Source organism: Haloferax sp. AS1, from assembly GCF_014530665.1.
Taxonomy (GTDB): Archaea; Halobacteriota; Halobacteria; order Halobacteriales; family Haloferacaceae; genus Haloferax; species Haloferax volcanii.
In genome coordinates, this window is sequence record NZ_SPSA01000001.1 from 708,758 (window position 1) to 726,961 (window position 18,204).

General features: G+C 68.2%; 22 protein-coding genes and 1 tRNA gene. 9 read left to right on the forward strand and 14 right to left on the reverse strand.

The genetic code is table 11. The features are described 5' to 3' along the window. The first annotated feature begins 1 nt into the window (after position 1). Complete coding sequence (locus E4P24_RS03840) at positions 2-478, forward strand: hypothetical protein (protein ID WP_188148144.1); 477 nt, start codon at positions 2-4, stop codon at positions 476-478. Between the two features lie 9 nt (positions 479-487). Here E4P24_RS03840 and mtnP read toward each other — a convergent pair whose 3' ends face one another. From mtnP to E4P24_RS03855, 3 genes are all read right to left on the reverse strand, one after another. After that, positions 488-1,348 (reverse strand): S-methyl-5'-thioadenosine phosphorylase, encoded by an 861-nt coding sequence (gene mtnP / locus E4P24_RS03845; RefSeq protein ID WP_188148145.1) that lies wholly within the window; start codon positions 1,346-1,348, stop codon positions 488-490. A 45-nt stretch (positions 1,349-1,393) separates the two neighbouring features. Further along, positions 1,394-2,389, reverse strand: coding sequence for an AEC family transporter (locus E4P24_RS03850; protein ID WP_188148146.1), 996 nt, complete (start codon positions 2,387-2,389; stop codon positions 1,394-1,396). 141 nt (positions 2,390-2,530) lie between these two features. Beyond that, entirely contained in the window at positions 2,531-3,244 is a 714-nt protein-coding gene (locus tag E4P24_RS03855) for a phosphoribosyltransferase (RefSeq protein WP_004044241.1), read from the reverse strand. Positions 3,245-3,454: 210 nt separating this feature from the next. Here E4P24_RS03855 and E4P24_RS03860 point away from each other — a divergent pair, with 210 nt between their 5' ends. Beyond that, positions 3,455-3,625 carry a hypothetical protein gene (locus E4P24_RS03860; RefSeq protein ID WP_004044240.1) on the forward strand — a complete coding sequence of 57 codons (171 nt, stop codon included), beginning with the start codon at positions 3,455-3,457 and terminating at the stop codon, positions 3,623-3,625. A gap of 121 nt (positions 3,626-3,746) precedes the next feature. Next, positions 3,747-4,646, forward strand: coding sequence for a PhzF family phenazine biosynthesis protein (locus E4P24_RS03865; RefSeq protein ID WP_006600616.1), 900 nt, complete (start codon positions 3,747-3,749; stop codon positions 4,644-4,646). Between the two features lie 45 nt (positions 4,647-4,691). Here the strand turns inward: E4P24_RS03865 and E4P24_RS03870 are convergent, their stop codons facing one another. Genes E4P24_RS03870 through E4P24_RS03890 form a run of 5 tightly spaced genes read right to left on the reverse strand, consistent with a single transcriptional unit; the run spans position 4,692 to position 7,008 of the window. Continuing rightward, complete coding sequence (locus E4P24_RS03870; RefSeq protein WP_004064950.1) at positions 4,692-5,459, reverse strand: proteasome assembly chaperone family protein; 768 nt, start codon at positions 5,457-5,459, stop codon at positions 4,692-4,694. Positions 5,460-5,513: 54 nt separating this feature from the next. Further along, positions 5,514-5,705, reverse strand: a complete 192-nt coding sequence (locus E4P24_RS03875) for an RNA-protein complex protein Nop10 (protein ID WP_006600615.1) — start codon at positions 5,703-5,705, stop codon at positions 5,514-5,516. 4 nt (positions 5,706-5,709) lie between these two features. Continuing rightward, the gene (locus E4P24_RS03880; RefSeq protein ID WP_004044236.1) at positions 5,710-6,510 is read right to left on the reverse strand and encodes a translation initiation factor IF-2 subunit alpha; all 801 of its coding nucleotides are present in this window, start codon (positions 6,508-6,510) and stop codon (positions 5,710-5,712) included. A gap of 18 nt (positions 6,511-6,528) precedes the next feature. Next, positions 6,529-6,723 carry a 30S ribosomal protein S27e gene (locus tag E4P24_RS03885; protein WP_004044235.1) on the reverse strand — a complete coding sequence of 65 codons (195 nt, stop codon included), beginning with the start codon at positions 6,721-6,723 and terminating at the stop codon, positions 6,529-6,531. Between the two features lie 3 nt (positions 6,724-6,726). Next, positions 6,727-7,008: a 50S ribosomal protein L44e gene (locus tag E4P24_RS03890; RefSeq protein ID WP_004044234.1), complete on the reverse strand. Its 282-nt coding sequence runs from the start codon at positions 7,006-7,008 to the stop codon at positions 6,727-6,729. A gap of 202 nt (positions 7,009-7,210) precedes the next feature. Between E4P24_RS03890 and E4P24_RS03895 the strand changes: the two genes are divergently transcribed. Next, entirely contained in the window at positions 7,211-7,471 is a 261-nt protein-coding gene (locus tag E4P24_RS03895) for an HAH_0734 family protein (protein WP_004044233.1), read from the forward strand. On the opposite strand, the gene E4P24_RS03900 is transcribed toward E4P24_RS03895, so the two are convergent. Then, on the reverse strand, positions 7,468-9,831 hold the full coding sequence (locus tag E4P24_RS03900) for a DUF2298 domain-containing protein (RefSeq protein WP_115860315.1): 2,364 nt from the start codon (positions 9,829-9,831) through the stop codon (positions 7,468-7,470). The genes E4P24_RS03895 and E4P24_RS03900 overlap by 4 nt on opposite strands. Before the next feature lie 95 nt (positions 9,832-9,926). On the opposite strand from E4P24_RS03900, the gene E4P24_RS03905 reads away from it, so the two are divergent. The 4 genes from E4P24_RS03905 to E4P24_RS03920 all read left to right on the forward strand — a co-directional run bounded on the left by E4P24_RS03905 (position 9,927) and on the right by E4P24_RS03920 (position 12,073). After that, positions 9,927-10,712 (forward strand): glycosyltransferase, encoded by a 786-nt coding sequence (locus E4P24_RS03905; protein WP_004044231.1) that lies wholly within the window; start codon positions 9,927-9,929, stop codon positions 10,710-10,712. After that, positions 10,705-11,172, forward strand: a complete 468-nt coding sequence (locus tag E4P24_RS03910) for a GtrA family protein (RefSeq protein WP_006600612.1) — start codon at positions 10,705-10,707, stop codon at positions 11,170-11,172. The genes E4P24_RS03905 and E4P24_RS03910 overlap by 8 nt, the downstream gene beginning before the upstream one ends. Positions 11,173-11,232: 60 nt before the next feature. Then, positions 11,233-11,307: transfer RNA gene (locus E4P24_RS03915), tRNA-Met, on the forward strand. 340 nt (positions 11,308-11,647) lie between these two features. Then, complete coding sequence (locus E4P24_RS03920) at positions 11,648-12,073, forward strand: Rieske 2Fe-2S domain-containing protein (RefSeq protein WP_004064939.1); 426 nt, start codon at positions 11,648-11,650, stop codon at positions 12,071-12,073. Between the two features lie 30 nt (positions 12,074-12,103). On the opposite strand, the gene E4P24_RS03925 is transcribed toward E4P24_RS03920, so the two are convergent. From E4P24_RS03925 to E4P24_RS03945, 5 genes are all read right to left on the reverse strand, one after another. After that, a complete protein-coding gene (locus tag E4P24_RS03925; protein WP_188148147.1) occupies positions 12,104-13,096 on the reverse strand; it encodes an aminotransferase class IV in 993 nt (330 codons plus the stop codon). Beyond that, positions 13,093-13,812 carry an aminodeoxychorismate/anthranilate synthase component II gene (locus E4P24_RS03930; protein WP_188148148.1) on the reverse strand — a complete coding sequence of 240 codons (720 nt, stop codon included), beginning with the start codon at positions 13,810-13,812 and terminating at the stop codon, positions 13,093-13,095. Before E4P24_RS03930 ends, E4P24_RS03925 begins: the two co-directional genes overlap by 4 nt. Further along, positions 13,809-15,323 carry an aminodeoxychorismate synthase, component I gene (gene pabB / locus E4P24_RS03935; protein ID WP_115802254.1) on the reverse strand — a complete coding sequence of 505 codons (1,515 nt, stop codon included), beginning with the start codon at positions 15,321-15,323 and terminating at the stop codon, positions 13,809-13,811. The genes E4P24_RS03930 and pabB overlap by 4 nt, the downstream gene beginning before the upstream one ends. A 93-nt stretch (positions 15,324-15,416) precedes the next feature. Further along, positions 15,417-16,199, reverse strand: coding sequence for a helix-hairpin-helix domain-containing protein (locus E4P24_RS03940; protein ID WP_188148149.1), 783 nt, complete (start codon positions 16,197-16,199; stop codon positions 15,417-15,419). 44 nt (positions 16,200-16,243) lie between these two features. Beyond that, complete coding sequence (locus E4P24_RS03945; RefSeq protein ID WP_115802256.1) at positions 16,244-17,053, reverse strand: shikimate dehydrogenase; 810 nt, start codon at positions 17,051-17,053, stop codon at positions 16,244-16,246. Positions 17,054-17,227: 174 nt separating this feature from the next. Here E4P24_RS03945 and E4P24_RS03950 point away from each other — a divergent pair, with 174 nt between their 5' ends. Further along, entirely contained in the window at positions 17,228-18,199 is a 972-nt protein-coding gene (locus E4P24_RS03950; protein ID WP_004064932.1) for a calcium/sodium antiporter, read from the forward strand. Positions 18,200-18,204: the final 5 nt, after the last annotated feature.

Below are 18,204 nucleotides of genomic sequence, written 5' to 3' on the forward strand. Positions count from 1 at the left end.
CGTGCCTCGTCCGACCCTGCTCTCCAGCACGCTCCGACGGTTGACGGTCGCGGTCTCGCTCGTCACGTCGGTGACGTTCGCAGTGATTTCGGCGGCTATCGTGTTCCCTCAGTCGGTCATCTGGCCGTTGGCGGTGCTGTGTTTCTTCCCCATCTTCTGGCTGCATTGCTACTTCCCCGGCTACGTCTCGTACAGTCCGACCTCGTTCGGTCGCGTCCGCGAGGTGGTCACGTCGCCGCGGGCGGTCCGCGAGTGCGTCGTCTGCGGCGAGGCCGACGACCGGGGCGTCGTCCGGGAGTTCAGCACGCAGTTCGTCGTCGCGGGTATCCCGCTTGCGACGACTGACCGCGGGGAAAACGAGTACTGCACGCGCTGTCATGCGGTCGAGTTCTCGCCGGGCGACGAGGCGGCGCGCGGCGAACGCGAGGTCGCGGAGCCGACGGGCGACTCGGACGAATCCGCAGAACTGAACGACTGAACGGCCGAATCAGTCGATGTACTGGTCGATGAGCGGCGCGAGCTTTTCTTTCGTCTCGGCGGGGATGGCCTCGTCGGGCGTGTTGATGGTCCCGTCGAGCGCCGAGTGGCTGTCGGTCTCGTGGCCGTCGGGAATCTTGCGGATGGCGGCCTCGACGGTCTCTTTGATGGCCTCCTCGTTGGCGGCGGCGTTCTTCAGCACCTCATCGAGGGTGACTTCGCTGTCGTCTTTCCAGACGTCGTAGTCGGTGACGCCGGTGATGGTCGCGTAGGCCATCTCGGCCTCGCGGGCGAGTTTGGCCTCGGGGATGGTCGTCATGCCGATGACGTCCCAGCCCTGCGCGCGGTAGTGTTCGCTTTCGGCCTTCGTGGAGTACGACGGGCCCTCGATGCAGACGTAGGTGCCGCCCTCTTGGACCTGCGCGTCGGTCGCCTCTTCAGCGGCCTCGGCGAGGATGGAGACGAGTTCCTCGTCGTACGGCATCGCGAAGGGCTGGTGGACGACGATACCCTCGTCGAAGAACGTCAGCGGGCGGTGTTTCGTGCGGTCGTAAATCTGGTCGGGGACGACGAGCGTCTGCGGCGGCAGGTCCTCTTTGAGGCTGCCGACGGCGTTGCTGGCGAGGACGTGCGTGACGCCCAGTTTCTTGAGCGCGAAGATGTTCGCGCGGTAGGGGAGCGTCGTCGGCGAGTGCTGGTGGTCCGGGCCGTGTCGGGGGAGGAAGACGACTTCGCGGCCGGTGTCACCGAACTCGCCGACGATGGGCGTCGTCGAGGGCTCGCCGAACGGCGTCTCGACGGGTTCCTCGCGGGTGTTCTCCAGCGGGAGCGCCTCGTAGATACCGCTGCCACCGATGAATCCGATTTTCATACTCGAACGTCGGGGAGGGCGCACAAAATCGTGGCGAAACGGGCGCTACACCACGAAGCCGTGGTCCAACAGGTAGATGAGCACCGAGAGCGCGGGCACGCTGAGAAGCGTCGTCGCGAAGACGGCCGCGGAGACGAACTCCGCGAGCGAGGTGGCCGAACCGGTCCCCGAGGCGTCGCCGAACTCCGCGACGAGGATGAGCGGCGTGACCGCGGCGGGCATCGCGGATTCGAGGACGAACGTCCGCGCGACCGTCGGGTCGCCGAAGCCGGCGACGAGGGCGATGCCGACCGCGACCGCGGGCGCGACGACTATCTTGAGCGCGGCGACGACGCCGACCTCCGAGAGCGTCGAGCCGAGGTCGGCCCCTGCGAGCTGGATGCCGAGGATGAGGAGCATCATCGGAATCGACGAGTCACCGACGAGTCTGAGCGTCTCCATCGCGGGAACGCCCGTCGGCGGGACGACGCCGAGCCACCGGGCCGCGAGCGCGGCGACGACGGCGTAGACGAGCGGGATGCGGACGATGCGTTCGAGGCCGACGCGCCAGCTCGGCGGGGCGTCGCCGCGGTCGGTTCCCCGTCCGGCGATGTACACGCCCAGCGTGTAGATGAGGACGCTCTGGACGGCGAGGTAGACGACGGCCGTCGAGCGACCGGTATCGCCGAAGGCAAAGGAGCTGACGGGGATGCCGTAGTTCCCCGAGTTCGGGAAGGCGGCGACGAGGACGAGCGCGCCGAGGAGGGGGTCGGAAATCCCCGCGAGTCGGGCGACGCCGCCCGCGACGAGGAGCATGGCGACGTGGTAGGCGACGACGCCGACGGTGAGGGCGGCCAGCGTCTCGCCGGCGAGTTCGGTCGTCGCGAGGCTGTAAAACACGAGGACCGGCGCGAGGACGTACACCGTGACCGTGTTGAGCGGTTCGGGGTCCACGTCGCGGACGCGACCGAGGAGAAAGCCCACCGCGCCGATGGCGAGAATCGGCAGGAGCGCGCCGGCGAAGATAGAAAACAGCGACATGCGCGTGCCGAAGCGCGTCACGCAAACGAACGTTTCGCTTCGAGCGAGTCCCGACGGAACTCGGACGCGGGCGGCCGGAGAGACAGCCGAAACTGGGTGTCGAAGCGGACCCGAGAAGGAGCGCGAGGTCGAACGAAGCCGGGCGGACCGAACGAGCCGGTTTCAGGCCCCGACGCCGTCGTTTTCGAGGAGACGCCACGCGCCGTCGCCGGTGGACTCGACGTAGCCGCGGCGCTCCATCTCGGACATGACTTCCGGCATCCGGTCGGGTTGGGCGATTTCCATCTCGATGCGGTCCACGTCGTGGAACTCCGCGAGGTAGTGGCGGATGTCTTCGAGTTCGAACGTGTCGTCGTCGGCTTTCGCCATGACGCCCGAGGTGAGGTCTATCATGTCCTCGATGAAGTTCCACGGGTAGACGACCCACGCCCACTCTTCGAGGCGCTCGCCGACGTAGTCGGGTTCGAACTCGCTGGTCTGGAGGAGTTGGAGCGTCGCGGTCCGGACCTCGCCCGCGTTGCGCTCGTTGACGTACTCGTGTGCGCGCTTGATGGAGCCGCCGGTGTCGGCGATGTCGTCGATGATGAGCACGTCCTTGCCCTCGACGCTGCCTTCCGGCATCGGGTAGCGGACCTCCGGCTCGTTCGACTTCTGGGCCGTCCCGACGTAGTGTTCCATCTTCAGGCTCGTCAGGTCGTCCAGCCCGAGGAAATCGCAGATACACCGGCCCGCGAACCAGCCGCCGCGGGCCAACGCGACGATGACGTCGGGTTCGAACTCGGATGTTTTGACCTCGTCGGAAACGTCGCGGCAGAGGCCGTAGATGTACTCCCAGTTCGTGATAGTACAGTTAAACTCGTCGGGGAGGTCGCCCATATCTTCCGTTCACCGTGCGTACTGCCGCGCCTGACGCCCTTTAATCTGTACGACTCGGCCCGCCCGTGTGTCGGCGTGCCAAAACCCCCCGAACCGACGTTATTCGGTGACTAACCGGAGAACCAGACGTTCAGGCGGATACTAACGCATGTTAACAAGGGACATAGTTATATCGAGTGCCGGAGTATGCGGATTTGTAGGTGAAATAGAATGCACACGTGTGGTAACTGTGGTGAGTTCGTCTCCCGCGATTTCGTCCGCGTCTTCGGCAACGACATGGACGAGGTCGTCGGGTGTCCAGCCTGTATGAACATGCGCGAAGTGATGCAGGGCGACGGCGCAGCTCAAACGAGCGGCCGCGTCCGGTGGACCCGCGCGTGAATCGGTCGCGGTCGACCAACTCGCGCCCGGACCGCGCCCGCTCGTATCGCCCTCCTCCCTTCTCATACGACCCGACCGCCGACCCGCTGGTTTGATACATCGCCGTGTAGTGCGCCTTTCCATGGATAGCCGACGCGCCCTCCTCGTCGACGCCTTCACGACCGAACCGCTGTCCGGTAACGCGGCCGGAGTCGTCCCCGACGCCGACGGACTCGACGCGGAACAGATGCGCGCCATCGCCGCCGAACTCGGCGCGAGCGAGACGGCGTTCGTCTGCTCGTCGGCCGCCGCGGACCGCCGCATCCGCTATTTCACGCCCCAACAGGAAGTCGACCTCTGCGGCCACGCGACTATCGCGGCCCACGCCCACCTCGCGGCCGAACGCGACCTCGAACCGGGGACGCACACCTTGGAGACGAACGTCGGCACCCTCGACATCGAACTCGGTGACCTCGGCGAGGTGTGGATGACGCAGGACGCCCCGACGGTCCGGCCCTTGGAGGTCGACTACGACCGCCTCGCGGCGGCGCTCGGCGTCGACGACGCCGCCCTCCGCGACGTGGGCGCTGACCTCCCCGTCGCGGTCGCCTCCACCGGGCTTCCCTTCCTCGTCGTCCCGGTCAACTTCCTCGAACACCTCTCGGCTGCGGACCCGGACGACGCCGCCATCGCAGACCTCGCGGCCGAACACGACGCGGCGGGCGTCTACGCCTACACCTTCGACGCTATCGACGGCGACTCCACGCTTCACGCGCGGTGTTTCGCTCCCGGCATCGGCATCTCCGAGGACCCCGCGACCGGAACCGCCGCCGGCGCGTGCGGCGCGTACCTCCGGCAGGTCGGCGCGTTCGACTCGATGCCCGACGAACTCCGATTCGAACAGGGCCACTTCGTGGACCGACCGGGAACCGTCCGCGTGCAGGTCGGCGCTGAGATACGCGTCGGCGGCCGCGCGGTGCAGTCGCTCGACGGCGAAATCGTCGTCCCGGAGTTCGCGGACGACGACATCATCGAAGCCTGACTCTCCGGGCTGAAAACGAGACGGGCCGCGAGGGCCGAGGCGGCCTCAGCCGATGTACCGGAGGTCGTCGTCGCTGGCGATGCTCCCTTGCTGTTGCTGTTGCATCTCCTGAATCTTCGCGGCGACTTCCTTCATCTCCTCTGCGCGCTCTTCGAGCGACTCGAAGTCGACGCTGAACTGGAGGAGGTCCTGTAAGACTTCGATGACGACTTGCGCGCTCTGGGGGTCGACGAGGTAGCCGCTCGTCTCGCCCATCAGGCAGGTCGCGTCGAGGCCGCGGCGGCCGCCGAGGCCGAGAAGGAGGCCGGAGACGCCGACGACGCCGCCGGCGGGTTCGCCCTCGCGGAACTCGATGCCCGCCTCGTCGAGTTCGTCGAGGCGGGACTCGTCGGCGACGGCCCCGAGGACCGACGGCTCGTCGACGAGTTCGCCGGTCGGGACGCCGCCCAGCGCGAACAGGCGCTCGACGCCGAACTCCTCGGCGATGTCGAGGAAGGTGTCGGTGAGGTGGTAGTGGCCCTCGTTCGACTGCGCCTGGTGGTCGCCCGTGAGAAGCAGCAGGTCCGGTCCCTCGCCGGGCGTCTCGACGGCGTGAATCGCGACGTGGGTCAGCTCGGCGACGCCCTCGTCGATGCTCACCTGCGGCGGGAACGCGTCGGCGTAGACGCGGCGGACCAGCGTGGCCTCCTCGAACTCCTCCAGCAGGTGCTCGACGGCGAGTTTGCCGACGTTGCCGACGCCCGGCAGCCCCTCGATGAGGACTGGGTCGGTGAGGTCGACCTCCTCGACAGCCTCGATTTCGATGTCGTCCATGCACGTAGTGGCGGCCGCGCCGGTTAAGAGAGCGTCGGTAGCCGAAGACGGAGGCTACTCCGACTCCTCGGCGAGGCGGCGCTTCCGCGCGCGGCGGTACTCGCCGTGGGGGTCCTCGGGATTGTAGGGTGCGGGCGCGCTGTTCTCGGTGGCGGCGCCGCACTCCGGACAGGTCTCAGAAAGCGAGTACACCGGGCGGTCGTGGCGGTCGCGCCACGCGCTGCACACCCGGATGTCTGATTTCATTCGATTACTCTTCGTCGCCGCTGCGTTCGCGGTGGTACTCCGCGGTGCCGCCCGCGGCCTCGATGGCTTCGCGGGCCCGCGCGACGCTCGATTCGAGCTCCGTCTCGGCGGTCTTGTAGTCGGGCGCTTTGACCTTGACGCGGTACTCGGGCGCGCCGACGTACGTGACCGACAGTTCGATTTCGTCGCCGATTTCGCCGTCGCCCTCGGCGGCCTTGAGGGCCTCCTTCACGTCGTCGACGCCGTCGCCAGCGGGCGAGCGCAGGTCGACGTAGCCGGTGACGTTGACGTAGGGGACCGACACGTTCTGACGCGCGGTCTCGACGATGGTTTCGAGTTCGTCGTCGTCGAGTTCGACGCCGTCGAGCGCCTCGATACCGTGAATCGCGGCCTGCTCGAAGCCGTCGTACAGCGACTCGAACTCCGCGAGCAGGGCGTTGGCGATGGACTGGTAGCGGTCGTCGGCGATGTCCTCGCCGAACGCCAGCGCCATCCACTTGTCGGCCTTCTGCTCGTTTTTCCACTCCTGAATCTTCTCTTTGCGCTGGTGCTCGTTGACGTCCTTAATCGAGAGGTCTATCTGCTGGGAACTCTCGTTGACTTCGAGCACTTTAGCGACGACTGTCTGTCCCTCGCGGACGTGGTCGCGAACGTTCTTGATCCATCCGCTGGCGACCTCGCTGATGTGGCAGAGGCCGCGTTTGTCTTCGTACTCTTCGAGGTCGACGAAGACGCCGAAGTCCGCGATGTCGTCTACCTTTCCGACGACGAGTTCGCCGGGGTCAGGCCATCCGCTGTACTTCATACGAGGTCCTCCAGGGAGTTACGCCTCAAGTTCGTCGCTGTCGCGACGCTCGACCGTCTCGACGACCTCGCCGTGGAACTCGGCGTTGCCGCCGGTCGGCGTGGCGAGGGTCGTCCCGCAGACGGCGCAGTTGACGACCGAGGAGGCTTTTCCGAAGACGACCTGTTCGTTCTCGCAGTCGCTGCACGCGACCTTGTAGAAGTTTCCTGCCATGATTTACTCCTGGAACTCCAGGCGACCGGCGCGCCAGCCCTCGCGCATGTGGGCCTTGCCGCAGTCGGAACAGATGTACTTCAGGTGGGTCTTCTTCGTCGGCTTGTCGCCACCGGGCACCTTGGAGAACTTACCGGCGTTACCGATAGTGGCTTTGCCGCGTCGCGTCTGACGGGCGTTCCACTTCATTCCGGTCGGGCGTCCCGTCCGGACCTTCTCCACTTCGTGTTCGTGGTGACCCTTGCAGTTCGGGCAGTACGTGTTGAAACGGCGTGGCATCTGCATAGATATCGACCTTGTGGTGGGTTTTGGTGTGGCCCGTTAAAACCCGTTTGGTTCGACGCGGCCCCTGAACCCGCCGTGACCGGGCGTTCGCCGTGTTACGTGTGGGCAGCCCACGGTGACTGCACCGTCCGCGGTCTCCCCCGTCGCACACCGCACGCCGGAAGCCGAAGCGATTAAGCGGTGACTGTGCCAATCCCGGCACATGAAGAAGCTCATCATCCACGGCGACCCCGGCGTCCGGCGCGACGGCGTCATCGAGTACGACGGCGAGGAGTACGTCCTGTTTTCGGTCGACCGGCAGGGCGACTGGCACGGTCCCGACCGCGTCCAGCTGTGGTGTACCGCCGGCACGGAAGACGAGCGCGAGACGTTCGAAAAGCGCGAGTTCGTCCCGCACTGGCTCGAAACCGAGGGCGTCGACGCCGAGGCCGTCGAGGTCGTCCGCGAGCGCGGCGCGGCCTAAGGTAGTCTCGCTTCTTCTACCTCGTAGACCGCGACCGACCCCGACCGGTGGACCGGCGTCAGCCACGCCACGTCCGTCTCTATCTCCCCGTAGCGGGCGCGCTCGCCCGGCCCGACCCACACGTACTGTACGTCGTAGCGCTCGACGAGCCGCGCCCGCGTCGACTCGTTGCCGACGTACATCGCGTCCACGTCGCGCACGCGGTCGTAGTACGCGTCGGGGCCGCGGTAGCCGACTTCGTGCGCCCAGCCGGCGACCGTCGGGACGCCCGTCAGGCTCGATTCGGGATTCCCGCGCCAGTCGTACATGACGTCCTCGCGTTTGTCTGTCACCGCCTCGGACCACTTCGTCCCCGGCGCGGTGAGCATCGTCGGGTTGCCCTCGACGGTCTCGTCGAGCCACGCGATGGCCGTCGACTCGTTTTCGTGCCGCCAGTCTGCGAAGGCCGTCGCGTCCAGCGTCGCCTCTTCTCTGGCCGAGCCGGTGTGTTCGGTGACGGCCAGCCCGCCGTACACCGACGTGGAGGCCACGAGGAGAACGACGAAGCCAACGCCGACGGCGCTGACCGCGCCTCCGCGGACGCCGAGGTCGACCCTCGGGAGCGACACGTCGCTCGCGGCGACCGCGTCGCCGACGAAGCCGGCCAACACGGCCCCCATTACGCTCCCCCAGAGCACCCACACCTGCATGTACGTCTTGAACACCGTGTTCATCCGCCCGGGCCCGGCCTGCTCGTTCACGTAGACGAGTTCGACGAGCATCACGAGGCCCGCGCCGGCGACGACGAGCACCGTTTCGAACCGCGGGTCGTCGGCGAACCGGAGGAGCACCCAGCCGACGGCGACGAGGGGCGCGACGAGCGCGAGCGCGGCGAACGACTGGGCGGCCGCGACGACGGTCAGCGCCGCGAAGCTCCCGACGAGGACGGCCCACTCGCGCCCGCCGAGTCCGTCCTGCGCGCCGAGGCGGCGGACGTAGTAGCCCGCGAACGCCGCGAGGAACGCCCCGTGGACGAGCGCCAGCGCGCCGAACCCGCTTCGCTGGTCGGGCGACAGAAGCTCGACCGTCCGGGCGCTTCCCCCGCCCGCGACCGCGCCGAGGAGGAACGGACTGGCGAGGACGGTGGCGGCGACGCCCGCGAGTCCGACCGCCGCGACCGTGCCGCCGAGGCGGGCGAGTTCGCCCGCGACCGCCGAGCCGCCGACGGCCGAGCGAACGCGCTCTCGCCCCGGAAATAACGTCCACGGGCGTGCGGGCGCGAAGACTATCCCGAGAAACAGCACGCCGAACACCGACGGGAAACTCCACGTGTCGACGACGACTTGGAACGCGCCGACGAGCGTCGTCGCGGCGACGAGGCGTCGGCGCTCACCGACCGCCTCTTCAGGCGTCCGGAAGTACGCGAAGGCGAGGCCGGCCGCGAGGAGCAGAAACGGCGTGCCCATCATGTGGGCGTGGAGGTCGCCGTTGAGCCACGCGAAGAGCGGGAACTCGTTGATGGTGCCCGGAATCACGCGGCTCGCGCTCCAGTACGAGAAGTTCGAGGCCCCGGCGAGCACCTGCTCGACGGTGTATTGCGACCGCTCGGCGACGGCCCGCGCGACGGGCCGGCGCAACCCCTCGGGGAGCGCGGCGAGGAGAAACCGCCCCGCGGTGACGAGGTTGCTGGCGAAGCCGACGAAGAACGCCGACAGCAGGCCGCCGAGCCGACCGTTCGCGCCCGCGGCAGTTGCGACGCCGCGCCCGAGTTCGAACGCCGCAGTGACGAGGACCCCGAAGAAGCCGGCGAGCGCGAGGTTGTAGGCGAACGACGGGTCGGTGGCGGTGAGCCGCGCGAGGAGAATCGACGCGAGGTGACCGCCGTAGTAGTAGCGGACCGGCTCGCCGGCGAACCACATATCCTCCGGCGGGAGGACCGACGCGCGGGCGAGCGACTGGAGGAGGCCGAAGTCGAGGAACTTCTCGCCGCCGCCGGCGTGGACCGCCGGGTCGAGCGCGCGGAGCGCCACGGCGAACAGGAAGGCGACGAGGAACACCGCGGCCGCGTCGGCGACGGCGCGTCGGTCGATGTCGAGGCCGAGTGCGAGTCGGCGGTCGCCGCGGCGAAGCGCGCCGAAGTCGAGGCCCGCGACCGCGGACGCGACGAGGAGCGTCCCGACGCCGGCGACGAGGGCGACGGGGCCGAACGAGAGGTGGCCGACGTAGTAGGCTGGGAGGGTCAACGCGACGAGCGAGACGGGGAGGGCGAGTCCGGCGCCGCGGCCGGGGAGGCGGCGAAACAGGCGGGCCGAGAGGGGAAGGCCGACCGCCCAGAGGGCTGCGAACAGCAGTAACCACCGGACAACGAGGGCGTACTCCATCTATCCGTTGACTGCGCCGCGGATGCAATACGTTTTGTGATGGCCGGTGCGGCCAGAGCGGTTCGCTTTTTACCCCATTGAGTGAATGGTCGTGCATGTCGCAGTCTGTCGGGGTGGTGGTCCCCGCCTATCGACCAGACCCCGAGCGTCTGGTCCCCTACGTCCACGCCCTCGTCGAGTCGCTGGACCCCGATGCGGTCCGCGTCGAACTCGACGCGCCGCGGCCCGAGACGCTCGACGCCCTCGACGCCCTCCCCGCCGTCGCCCGCGTGAACGACGTCGACGCCCGCCGCGGCAAGGGCGCGGCCATCACCGCCGGGTTCGAATCGCTTCGCACGGATATCCTCGCGTTCGCCGACGCCGACGGGAGCACGCCGGCCGCGTCGATGGCCGATGTCGTCGCCGCCGTCCGCGACGGTGCTGACCTCGCCGTAGGGTCGCGCCGCCACCCGAACGCGACCGTCGCCTCCCATCAGACGGTCGCGCGGCGCTACCTCGGCGACGGCTTCGCGTGGCTGGCCCGCCACCTGACCGAGGTCCCGTTGTACGACTACCAGTGCGGCGCGAAGGCCGTCACCGCCGCGGCGTGGAACGACGTTCGGACCCACCTGTACGAGCCGGGGTTCGCGTGGGACATCGAACTCATCGCCGTCTCGGGGGCGTTCGGCCACCGCGTGGCCGAGGTGCCGGTCGTCTGGGAGGACCAGCCGAACTCGACGGTCTCGCCGGTCGACACGACGGTCAAGATGGCCCGCGGGTTGCTCCGGTCGCGCCACCGCGCCCGGACGATTCGCGAGGACCGCCTCCACGAACTCATCGACGCGCGGAGCGACGAACGGACCCTCGTCGAGCAGTTCTCGACGGAGGTCGCGGATGACTGACCGGCTCTCGGCGCTCGTCTCCGGCACTCGCTTCGGCAAATTCGCCTCCGTGGGTGCGGTCGGCGCGGTGTTCGACCTCTCTCTGAGCAGTCTCCTCATCGTCTTTTTCGGCGTCGCCAACGAACTCGCGAAGCTCGCCGGCGCGGAGTTGGCAATCGTCGTCATGTTCGTCATCAACGACCGCTGGACGTTCGCGGGCGCGGGCTCGGACCTCCTCACCGCGAAGGTCCGGCGCTTCGTGAAGTCGAACCTCGTGCGGAGCGGCGGCCTCCTCGTGCAGGTGCTCGTCGTCCGGGCGCTCGGGGAGGTACCGCTGTCGATTCAGGTCGCCGGTATCGACCTCTGGGAACTCATCCCGCTGCCCCTCGCTATCGGCGCGTCGATGCTCCTGAACTACGTCGCAGAAAGCCTGTTCACGTGGCGCATCGCGACCCGTTCGAGTCAGCGCGACTCACGGTGAAAATTGACACACGGCTCCCGAAACAGAAGTCTTAACAATAGCAGACTCGTTTGTTGATTCAGCGGGATGGGATAGCCAGGAGATTCCGCCGGGCTCATAACCCGGAGATCGGTAGTTCAAATCTACCTCCCGCTATGGTTTTGCCGACCTCAACTCCTAAGCGCCGAGTCTCGGCTCGGCGCGGCCCACGAGGTCGGCCTCATAGCGCAGTAGATTTGAACCGGGGAGCGTCAGCGACCGGGGTTCAAATCTACCTCCCGCTATTCTCCTGAAAACGACGCCCCAAGCGGGGCGGTTTATCGCGCTGCGGCGGCCCGTTTTCCGTGGTAATCGCAACAGGTAGTTTGAACCAGAGAATCGAGCGAAGCGAGAGTCGCGTCGTTCAAATCCCCCTTCCTTTCTCACAACAAGAGCGACTGCCCACCAGTTGACCGCTTTCGAAGGAGATTTTCGACCCCGACCCAACGAGAGCACAATGAGCGACCTCGAACGAATCTGCGCGGTGGGCGACGTGCCCGACGACACGACCTTTCTCTTTCGGGTCCGCGCGGCCGACGACGCCGACGCCGAGGAACGCGAGGCCATCCTCGTGCGCACCGACGACGGCATCCAAGGCTGGCTGAACTACTGCATGCACTTGACGCACATCAAACTCGACAAGGGGTCGGGCGCGCCGATGCGCAACGGCGAGGTCATCTGCCAGAATCACGGCGCGTACTTCGAGGCCGACACGGGCTACTGCAACTACGGCCCCTGCGAGGGCGCGGTGCTCGACGACCTCGATATCACGGTCGACGGCGACCACGTCTTCCTCTCGGACGACGAGTTCGACTACGTCGGGCAGGGCGAAATCGAGACCGACCCGGCCGACCGGAGTTCGAGTTCGAACGTCGAGTTCTGAGGGCGAGCGCGGCGGGCGCGACAGCAGTTCTCAGTTCTCGTCGCCGCCGACGCTGTCGGCGTCGCCACCGTTGTCGGCGTCATCGCTGCCCCCGTCGCCGCCGTAGTGGCGTCGCTCCACGTAGTCGTCGTAGAGCCGCGAGAGCAGTTTCGTCACCGGGCCGTCACCGACTTCGATGCCGTCGACCGTCTCGACCGGCCGGAGTTCCCACGTCGAGTTCGTGAGGAACGCCTCGTTCGCGCCGCGCACGTCGTCCGGCGTGAAGCGCCGTTCCCGAATCGGGATGCCCTCCTGCCGGGCGAGGTCGAGGACGACGCGCCGGGTGATGCCGGGGAGGACCGGCCCGTCGAGACTCGGCGTGCAGAGCGCGTTATCGTCGACGAAAAAGAGGTTGCTCGTCGCGCCCTCGGTGACGTAGCCGTCGGCGTCGAGCATGAGCGCCTCGTCCGCGCCGGTGACGCGGAGTTCGACGCGGGCGAGGATGCCGTTGAGGTAGTTGTGCGTCTTCGCCCGCGCGGGGAGCGACCGGTCGGGGATGCGCCGGGTCTTGACCGTCTGGACCGTCGCGGGGCCGTCCCACACCGGGTCGGAGCCGCGGCCGCCGCGGGAGAGCGGTTCCACGATGACGACCACGCGGGGGTCGACCGCCTCGGCCGGCGTGAGGCGGCCACCCTGACTGCCGCGGGTGACCGAGAGCCTGACGTACGCCTCGTCGAGGTCGTTCGCCGCCAGCGTCTCGTCGATTCGCGCGCGAAGGTCGTCGTCGGACAGGCCGTGGTCCATCCCGAGCGCGTCGCACGTCTCGACCAGTCGGTCGGCGTGGGCGTCCCAGTGGAACACCTCGCCGCCGTAGGCGCGGAGCGTCTCGAAGGCCGCGTCACCGTAGAGGAAGCCGCGGTCCGTGACCGGAATCGACGCCGACTCGGCGGGGACGAGCTCGCCGTCGACGTGGTAGCGAAGCGACCGCCCACCGGTGTCGGCGTCGGCGTCGCCATCGCCGTCTCCAACTCCGTCGTCGCTCATCGCTCTCCCTCCCACGCCGCTGCCGCCGGGCCGTCGCCCGCGGCGAGCGCGACGAAGTTGCGGACGATGTCCTTCCCCGAATCGGTGAGGATGCTCTCGGGGTGGAACTGCACGCCGACGTGGGGCTTCTCGCGGTGGCGGACGCCCATCACGACCGCCGGTTCGTCGCCCTCGGTACTCCTGTCGCCGTCCGAACCCCCGGCCTCGGACCCCTCTGCGACCGTGTAGGCCGTCACCGCCAACTCGGGTGGGACGTCCTCGTGTTCGACCGCGAGCGAGTGGTAGCGGCCGACTTCGATTCGGTCGGGCAGCCCCGAAAAGACCCCTGCGCCGTCGTGTTCGACGAGCGAGGGCTTCCCGTGGACGACGTGGGGCGCGTGGCCGACGCGACTCCCGAGGGCGGCACACAGCGACTGGTGGCCGAGACAGACGCCGAGCGTCGGGTAGTCGAGGTCGCGGAAGACCGACACCGAGACGCCGGCCTCCGCGGGGGTGCCGGGTCCGGGCGAGACGACGATGCCGTCCGGGTCGATGTCGCGCACGTCGTCGGTCGAGAGCGCGTCGTTGCGATAGACGAGCACGTCGTCTGAGCCGTCCGAACTGCTCCCATCCGCGCTCTCGTCACCACCCCGCGCCTCGGAGACCGCCTCGCCGACGTACTGCACGAGGTTGTAGGCGAACGAGTCGTAGTTGTCGACGACGAGGATGCGCGTCATCGCTCCGTCCCCACGGTCATGTTCGCGCGCTCGCCCAGCGCCTCGTCGATGGCGGTGATGAGCGCCCGCGCCTTCGCCAGCGTCTCGTCGTACTCGCGTTGGGGGTCCGAATCGTGGACGATGCCCGCGCCGACGCGGAGGTGGTACTCGTCCTCGAAGCGGACGAGCGTCCGGATGACGATGTTCAGCACCGCGCGGTCGTCGAAGCCGACGGCGAACATGCTCCCGGTGTAGGGGCCGCGCCGGGTGGCTTCGAGCTCGTCGATTATGTCCATCGTCCGGGGCTTCGGCGCGCCCGTGATGGTCCCACCGGGGAACACCGCGGCGATGGCGTCGGCCAGACTGGTCCCCTCGCGGCGGGTCCCCTCGACCAGCGAGACGAGATGCATCACCTCCGAGTAGCGGTCTACCCGGCGGTACTCCGTCACCTCGACCGACCCGTATTCCGAGACTTTCCCGAGGTCGTTGCGTTCGAGGTCGACGAGCATCGCGTGTTCGGCGCGCTCCTTCTCGTCGGCCGTCAGGTCGGCCTCAAGCGCCTCGTCTTCCTCGGGCGTCGCCCCCCGCGGGCGGGTGCCGGCGATGGGTTCGGTGACGAGGCGGTCGCCCTCGACGCGCAAGAGGAGCTCGGGGCTGGCGCTCACGAGGTCGACGCCGGGGAGTTCGAGTAGGCCGGAGTACGGCGCGGGGTTGACCTTCCGGAGCGCCGCGTAGGCGTCCACCGGATGGACCGCGGCGGGCGCGACGAGTCGCTGCGAGAGGTTCGCCTGAAACGTGTCGCCGTCGCGGACGTACCCCTTCGCGGCGCGGACGCGATCAGCGAACGCCTCCCGGCCGCAGGCGCTCTCGAACGTCGCCTCGTCGGCCTCGACGGGCGCGGAGACGGGCGCGGGGTCGCCTTCGACCGCTTCGACGGCGAGGTCGGTCGCGCGCGCTCGGGCTTCGTCGTAGACGGCGTCGAGGTTCTCGTCGGCCTCGACGGCCGGACAGCAGGTGACGCGAAGCGTCGTCTCGCCGTCGTCGGGCCGGGGTTCCGCCCACGACGCCACGAGGTCGTACAGGCCGAGTTGCAGGTGCGGGAGTCCCCGGTCGTCGGTCGTCTGCTCGGGGAGCGATTCGAGTTCGCGGGCCGCGTCGTACGAGAGCCAGCCGAACAGGCCGCAGGGGTACGGCGCGTCGCAGTCGCCGCGGACGAGCGTCTCCGAATCGACGAACGATTCGAGCGCGGCGAGGCTCGGTGCGGTGTCGACGCCGGGGTCTCCCCAGTCGTCGTCGGTCGGGGCGTCAGCGGTCAGGCGCTCCGCGGGGTCGACGCCGAAGGCCCCCCAGCCGGGTTGCCCGCCGGTCGTCTCGTAGAAGAAGCCGCCGGCATCCCGGCGGGCGCGTCGATAGGCGTCGAAGGGGTCCGAGACGGCGACGCGGACCTCGACGGGGACGCGCGCGCCGGGTGACGCGACCGCGGCGGTCGCGCGAAAGTCGTCGCGGTCGGTGACGACGGTCGGTGCGGTCATTACCCACACCAGTCCGTCCGCCGGGTAAACGGTTTCGCGACGTATCGACGAGCTGTCGAAAGCGGTCGTCAGTCGGGAGAACAGCCGCGTCGGTTACGCCTCGCCGGCGCGGTCGATCCAGCGCTGGACCCGCTTCGGTGACACGTCGATTTCGTCGCCGACCTCGTCGGCGTCGGCCGCCGCGAGGTCCGCGATGGTCTCGATGCCGATTTCCGAGAGGCGTTCGGCGTACGCCGGGCCGATGCCGCGAATCGTGTCGACGGTGGGCGCGTCGGCGTCGTCGGCCGTCTCGTCGTCGGACTCTTCGTCTTCGACCTCCGCGCCGTCGGATTCCTCGTCCTCGGTCGCGTCTTCCGCTTCGGTCCCTTCTTCGTCCGATTCCTCGGGTTCGTCTTCGTCCTCGTCCTCGTCCTCGTCCTCGTCCTCGTCCTCGTCGGCGGATTCAGACTCGTCCTCGTCTTCGAGTTCCGGTTCGCCCTCGACCTCAGGTTCGCCGTCGACTTCGACTTCGACCTCGGACTCGGACTCAGGCTCCGGTTCGACTGCTTCGTCCTCCGGTTCGGCTTCCTCGATGGCGTCGGCCGCCACCTCGGCGTCGTCGCGGGTGTCCTCGTCGTCCGCGTGGGGCTCCGCGTCGGCCTCGGGTTCGACCGCGTCGTCGGCCTCTTCGTCCGCCGTCTCGTCCGCCGATTCTGTCTCCTCGACCGACTCTTTCACCGCGGCCTCGGTTTCGGTGTCCGGCTCCTCGCGCTCGGTTCTGGTGTCGCGTTCGACCGTAACGGTCGCCGTGTCGTCACGTCCGTCCGACGAGGAGGACGACGAGTCGCCACCAACGAGGGATTTCAAGAACGACGAAATAGTGTCAAGCAAGCCCATGTTAACTTCTCCTATGCAATCCCGTTATTTAAAAACCGGCGGCCTCAGTCGCTTTCGAGGTGGTTCCGGAGCGCGGCGTTCATCGACTCGACGGGGGCGTCGCGGCCGGTCCACAGTTCGAACGCTTCGACGCCCTGCAAGAGGAGCATCCACGCGCCGTCGATGGTGACCGCGCCGGCCGCGGCCGCCTCGCGGAGGAGTCGCGTTTCAAGCGGCGTGTAGACCGCGTCGAGCACGGCGAGGTCGCCGTGGAGGTACTCCGCGGAGACGGGCGTCTCGTCGGGCGACTCCATCCCGACGCTGGTCGCGTTGACGAGGGCGTCCGCCTCCCGAATCCGGTCGAGCGTGTCCAGTCCGCCGCCGGTCGCACCGGGGACGGCCGCGGCGAGTTCGACCGCGGTTTCGGCGGTCCGGTTGGCGACGTGGACCGACGCGCCGGCGTCGGCGAGGGCGAACGCGGCGGCGCGACCCGCCCCGCCGGCACCGACGACCACGGCGTCCGTCCCGTCGAGGTCGACGCCGTGGCGCTCGAACGACCGGGTGACGCCCGCCGCGTCGGTGTTGTAGCCCGTCGGCGTCTCCCCGCCGAAATCGACCGTGTTGACCGCGCCGATGCGTTCGGCCAGCGGGTCGGGGTCGACCAGTTCGAGCACGTCCTGTTTGAACGGGATGGTGACGTTCAGCCCCGAGACGCCGAGGGCGTCCGCGCCGCCGACGGCGGCCGCGATGTCGTCGCGGGCGGGTTCGAACGTGACGTACCGCGCGTCGAGGCCGGTTTCCTCGTAGGCCGCCTCGTGCATCGGCGGCGACAGCGAGTGGCCGACCGGGTTGCCGACGAGACCGTAGACTTGCATGGGCGGGAGGTGACCTGCCGACGATATAACTCGCCCGCCCGCGTCGGATTCCGCCGGGACTCGGACCGCGCTTGCGAGACCGGTAGGCGGCCGGTTTCGCGCTCCCGTGAGAGTTCGTCGCGGGCGTACCGTGTACCGGCGCGCTTTTGGTCTCCCGTCGGTCTACTCCCGCGTATGTCGGCACTCGCAACCTTGCTTTCCTTCGATACCGCGCTCCTCGTGGCGGGTATCGTCGGGCTTTATCTCGGGGCCGAAGCGCTCGTCGAGGGCGCTTCCCGACTCGCAATCGGTCTCGGCCTCCGGGCGGCTATCGTCGGTGTGACTATCGTCGCGTTCGCGACGACGACGCCAGAACTGTTCGTCGCGGTCCTGAGCGGGTTGGGATACAGCGCCGACCTCGGACTCGGTGCCATCGTCGGCTCCAACATCGCCAACATCGGTCTCGTGCTCGGCATCTCGGCGCTCATCCAGCCGATGGGCGTCTCGACGACGACGCTCCGCCGACACGTCCCGTTTATGATCGCCGCGGCGGTCGCGCTCGTCGCGCTCGGCATGGACGGAAACCTCAGCGCCGCCGACGGGGTCGTCCTCCTGCTCATCCTCGTCGCGTTCACGGGCTATCTGCTCTACCGCGCGCGGTCCGCGAAGGCCGACGCCCTCGGCACGGACGAAATCGACATCGAAGACGAAGACGAGGTGTCCGCGCAGTTCAAGGACGTGCTCTATCTCGGTCTCGGGTTGCTCCTCCTGTTCGTCGGCTCGAACTGGCTCATTCAGGGCGGGCAGGGACTGCTCGAAGCCTTCGGGTTCGGTCCGCGATTCATCGGGCTGACCGTCCTCGCGTTCGGCACGTCGCTGCCCGAACTCGCGGCGTCGGTCATCAGCGCGGTCCGCGGCGAGTCGGAGTTCAGCATCGGCAACGTCGTCGGCTCGAACATCTACAACGTCGTCGCCGTCCTCGGCATCCTCGCCATCATGGTCCCCGTGAACGTCCCCGCGAGCACTATCTCGCTGGACTTCCCGGCGCTCCTCGCGTTCACTTTCGGGGTCATCGCGCTGATGCTCCGCAACCACAACGTGTCCCGATTCGACGGCGGCATCCTCGTCGGCGGCTATCTCGTCTTCTTCTGGCTCATCCTCCCGTAATCGGT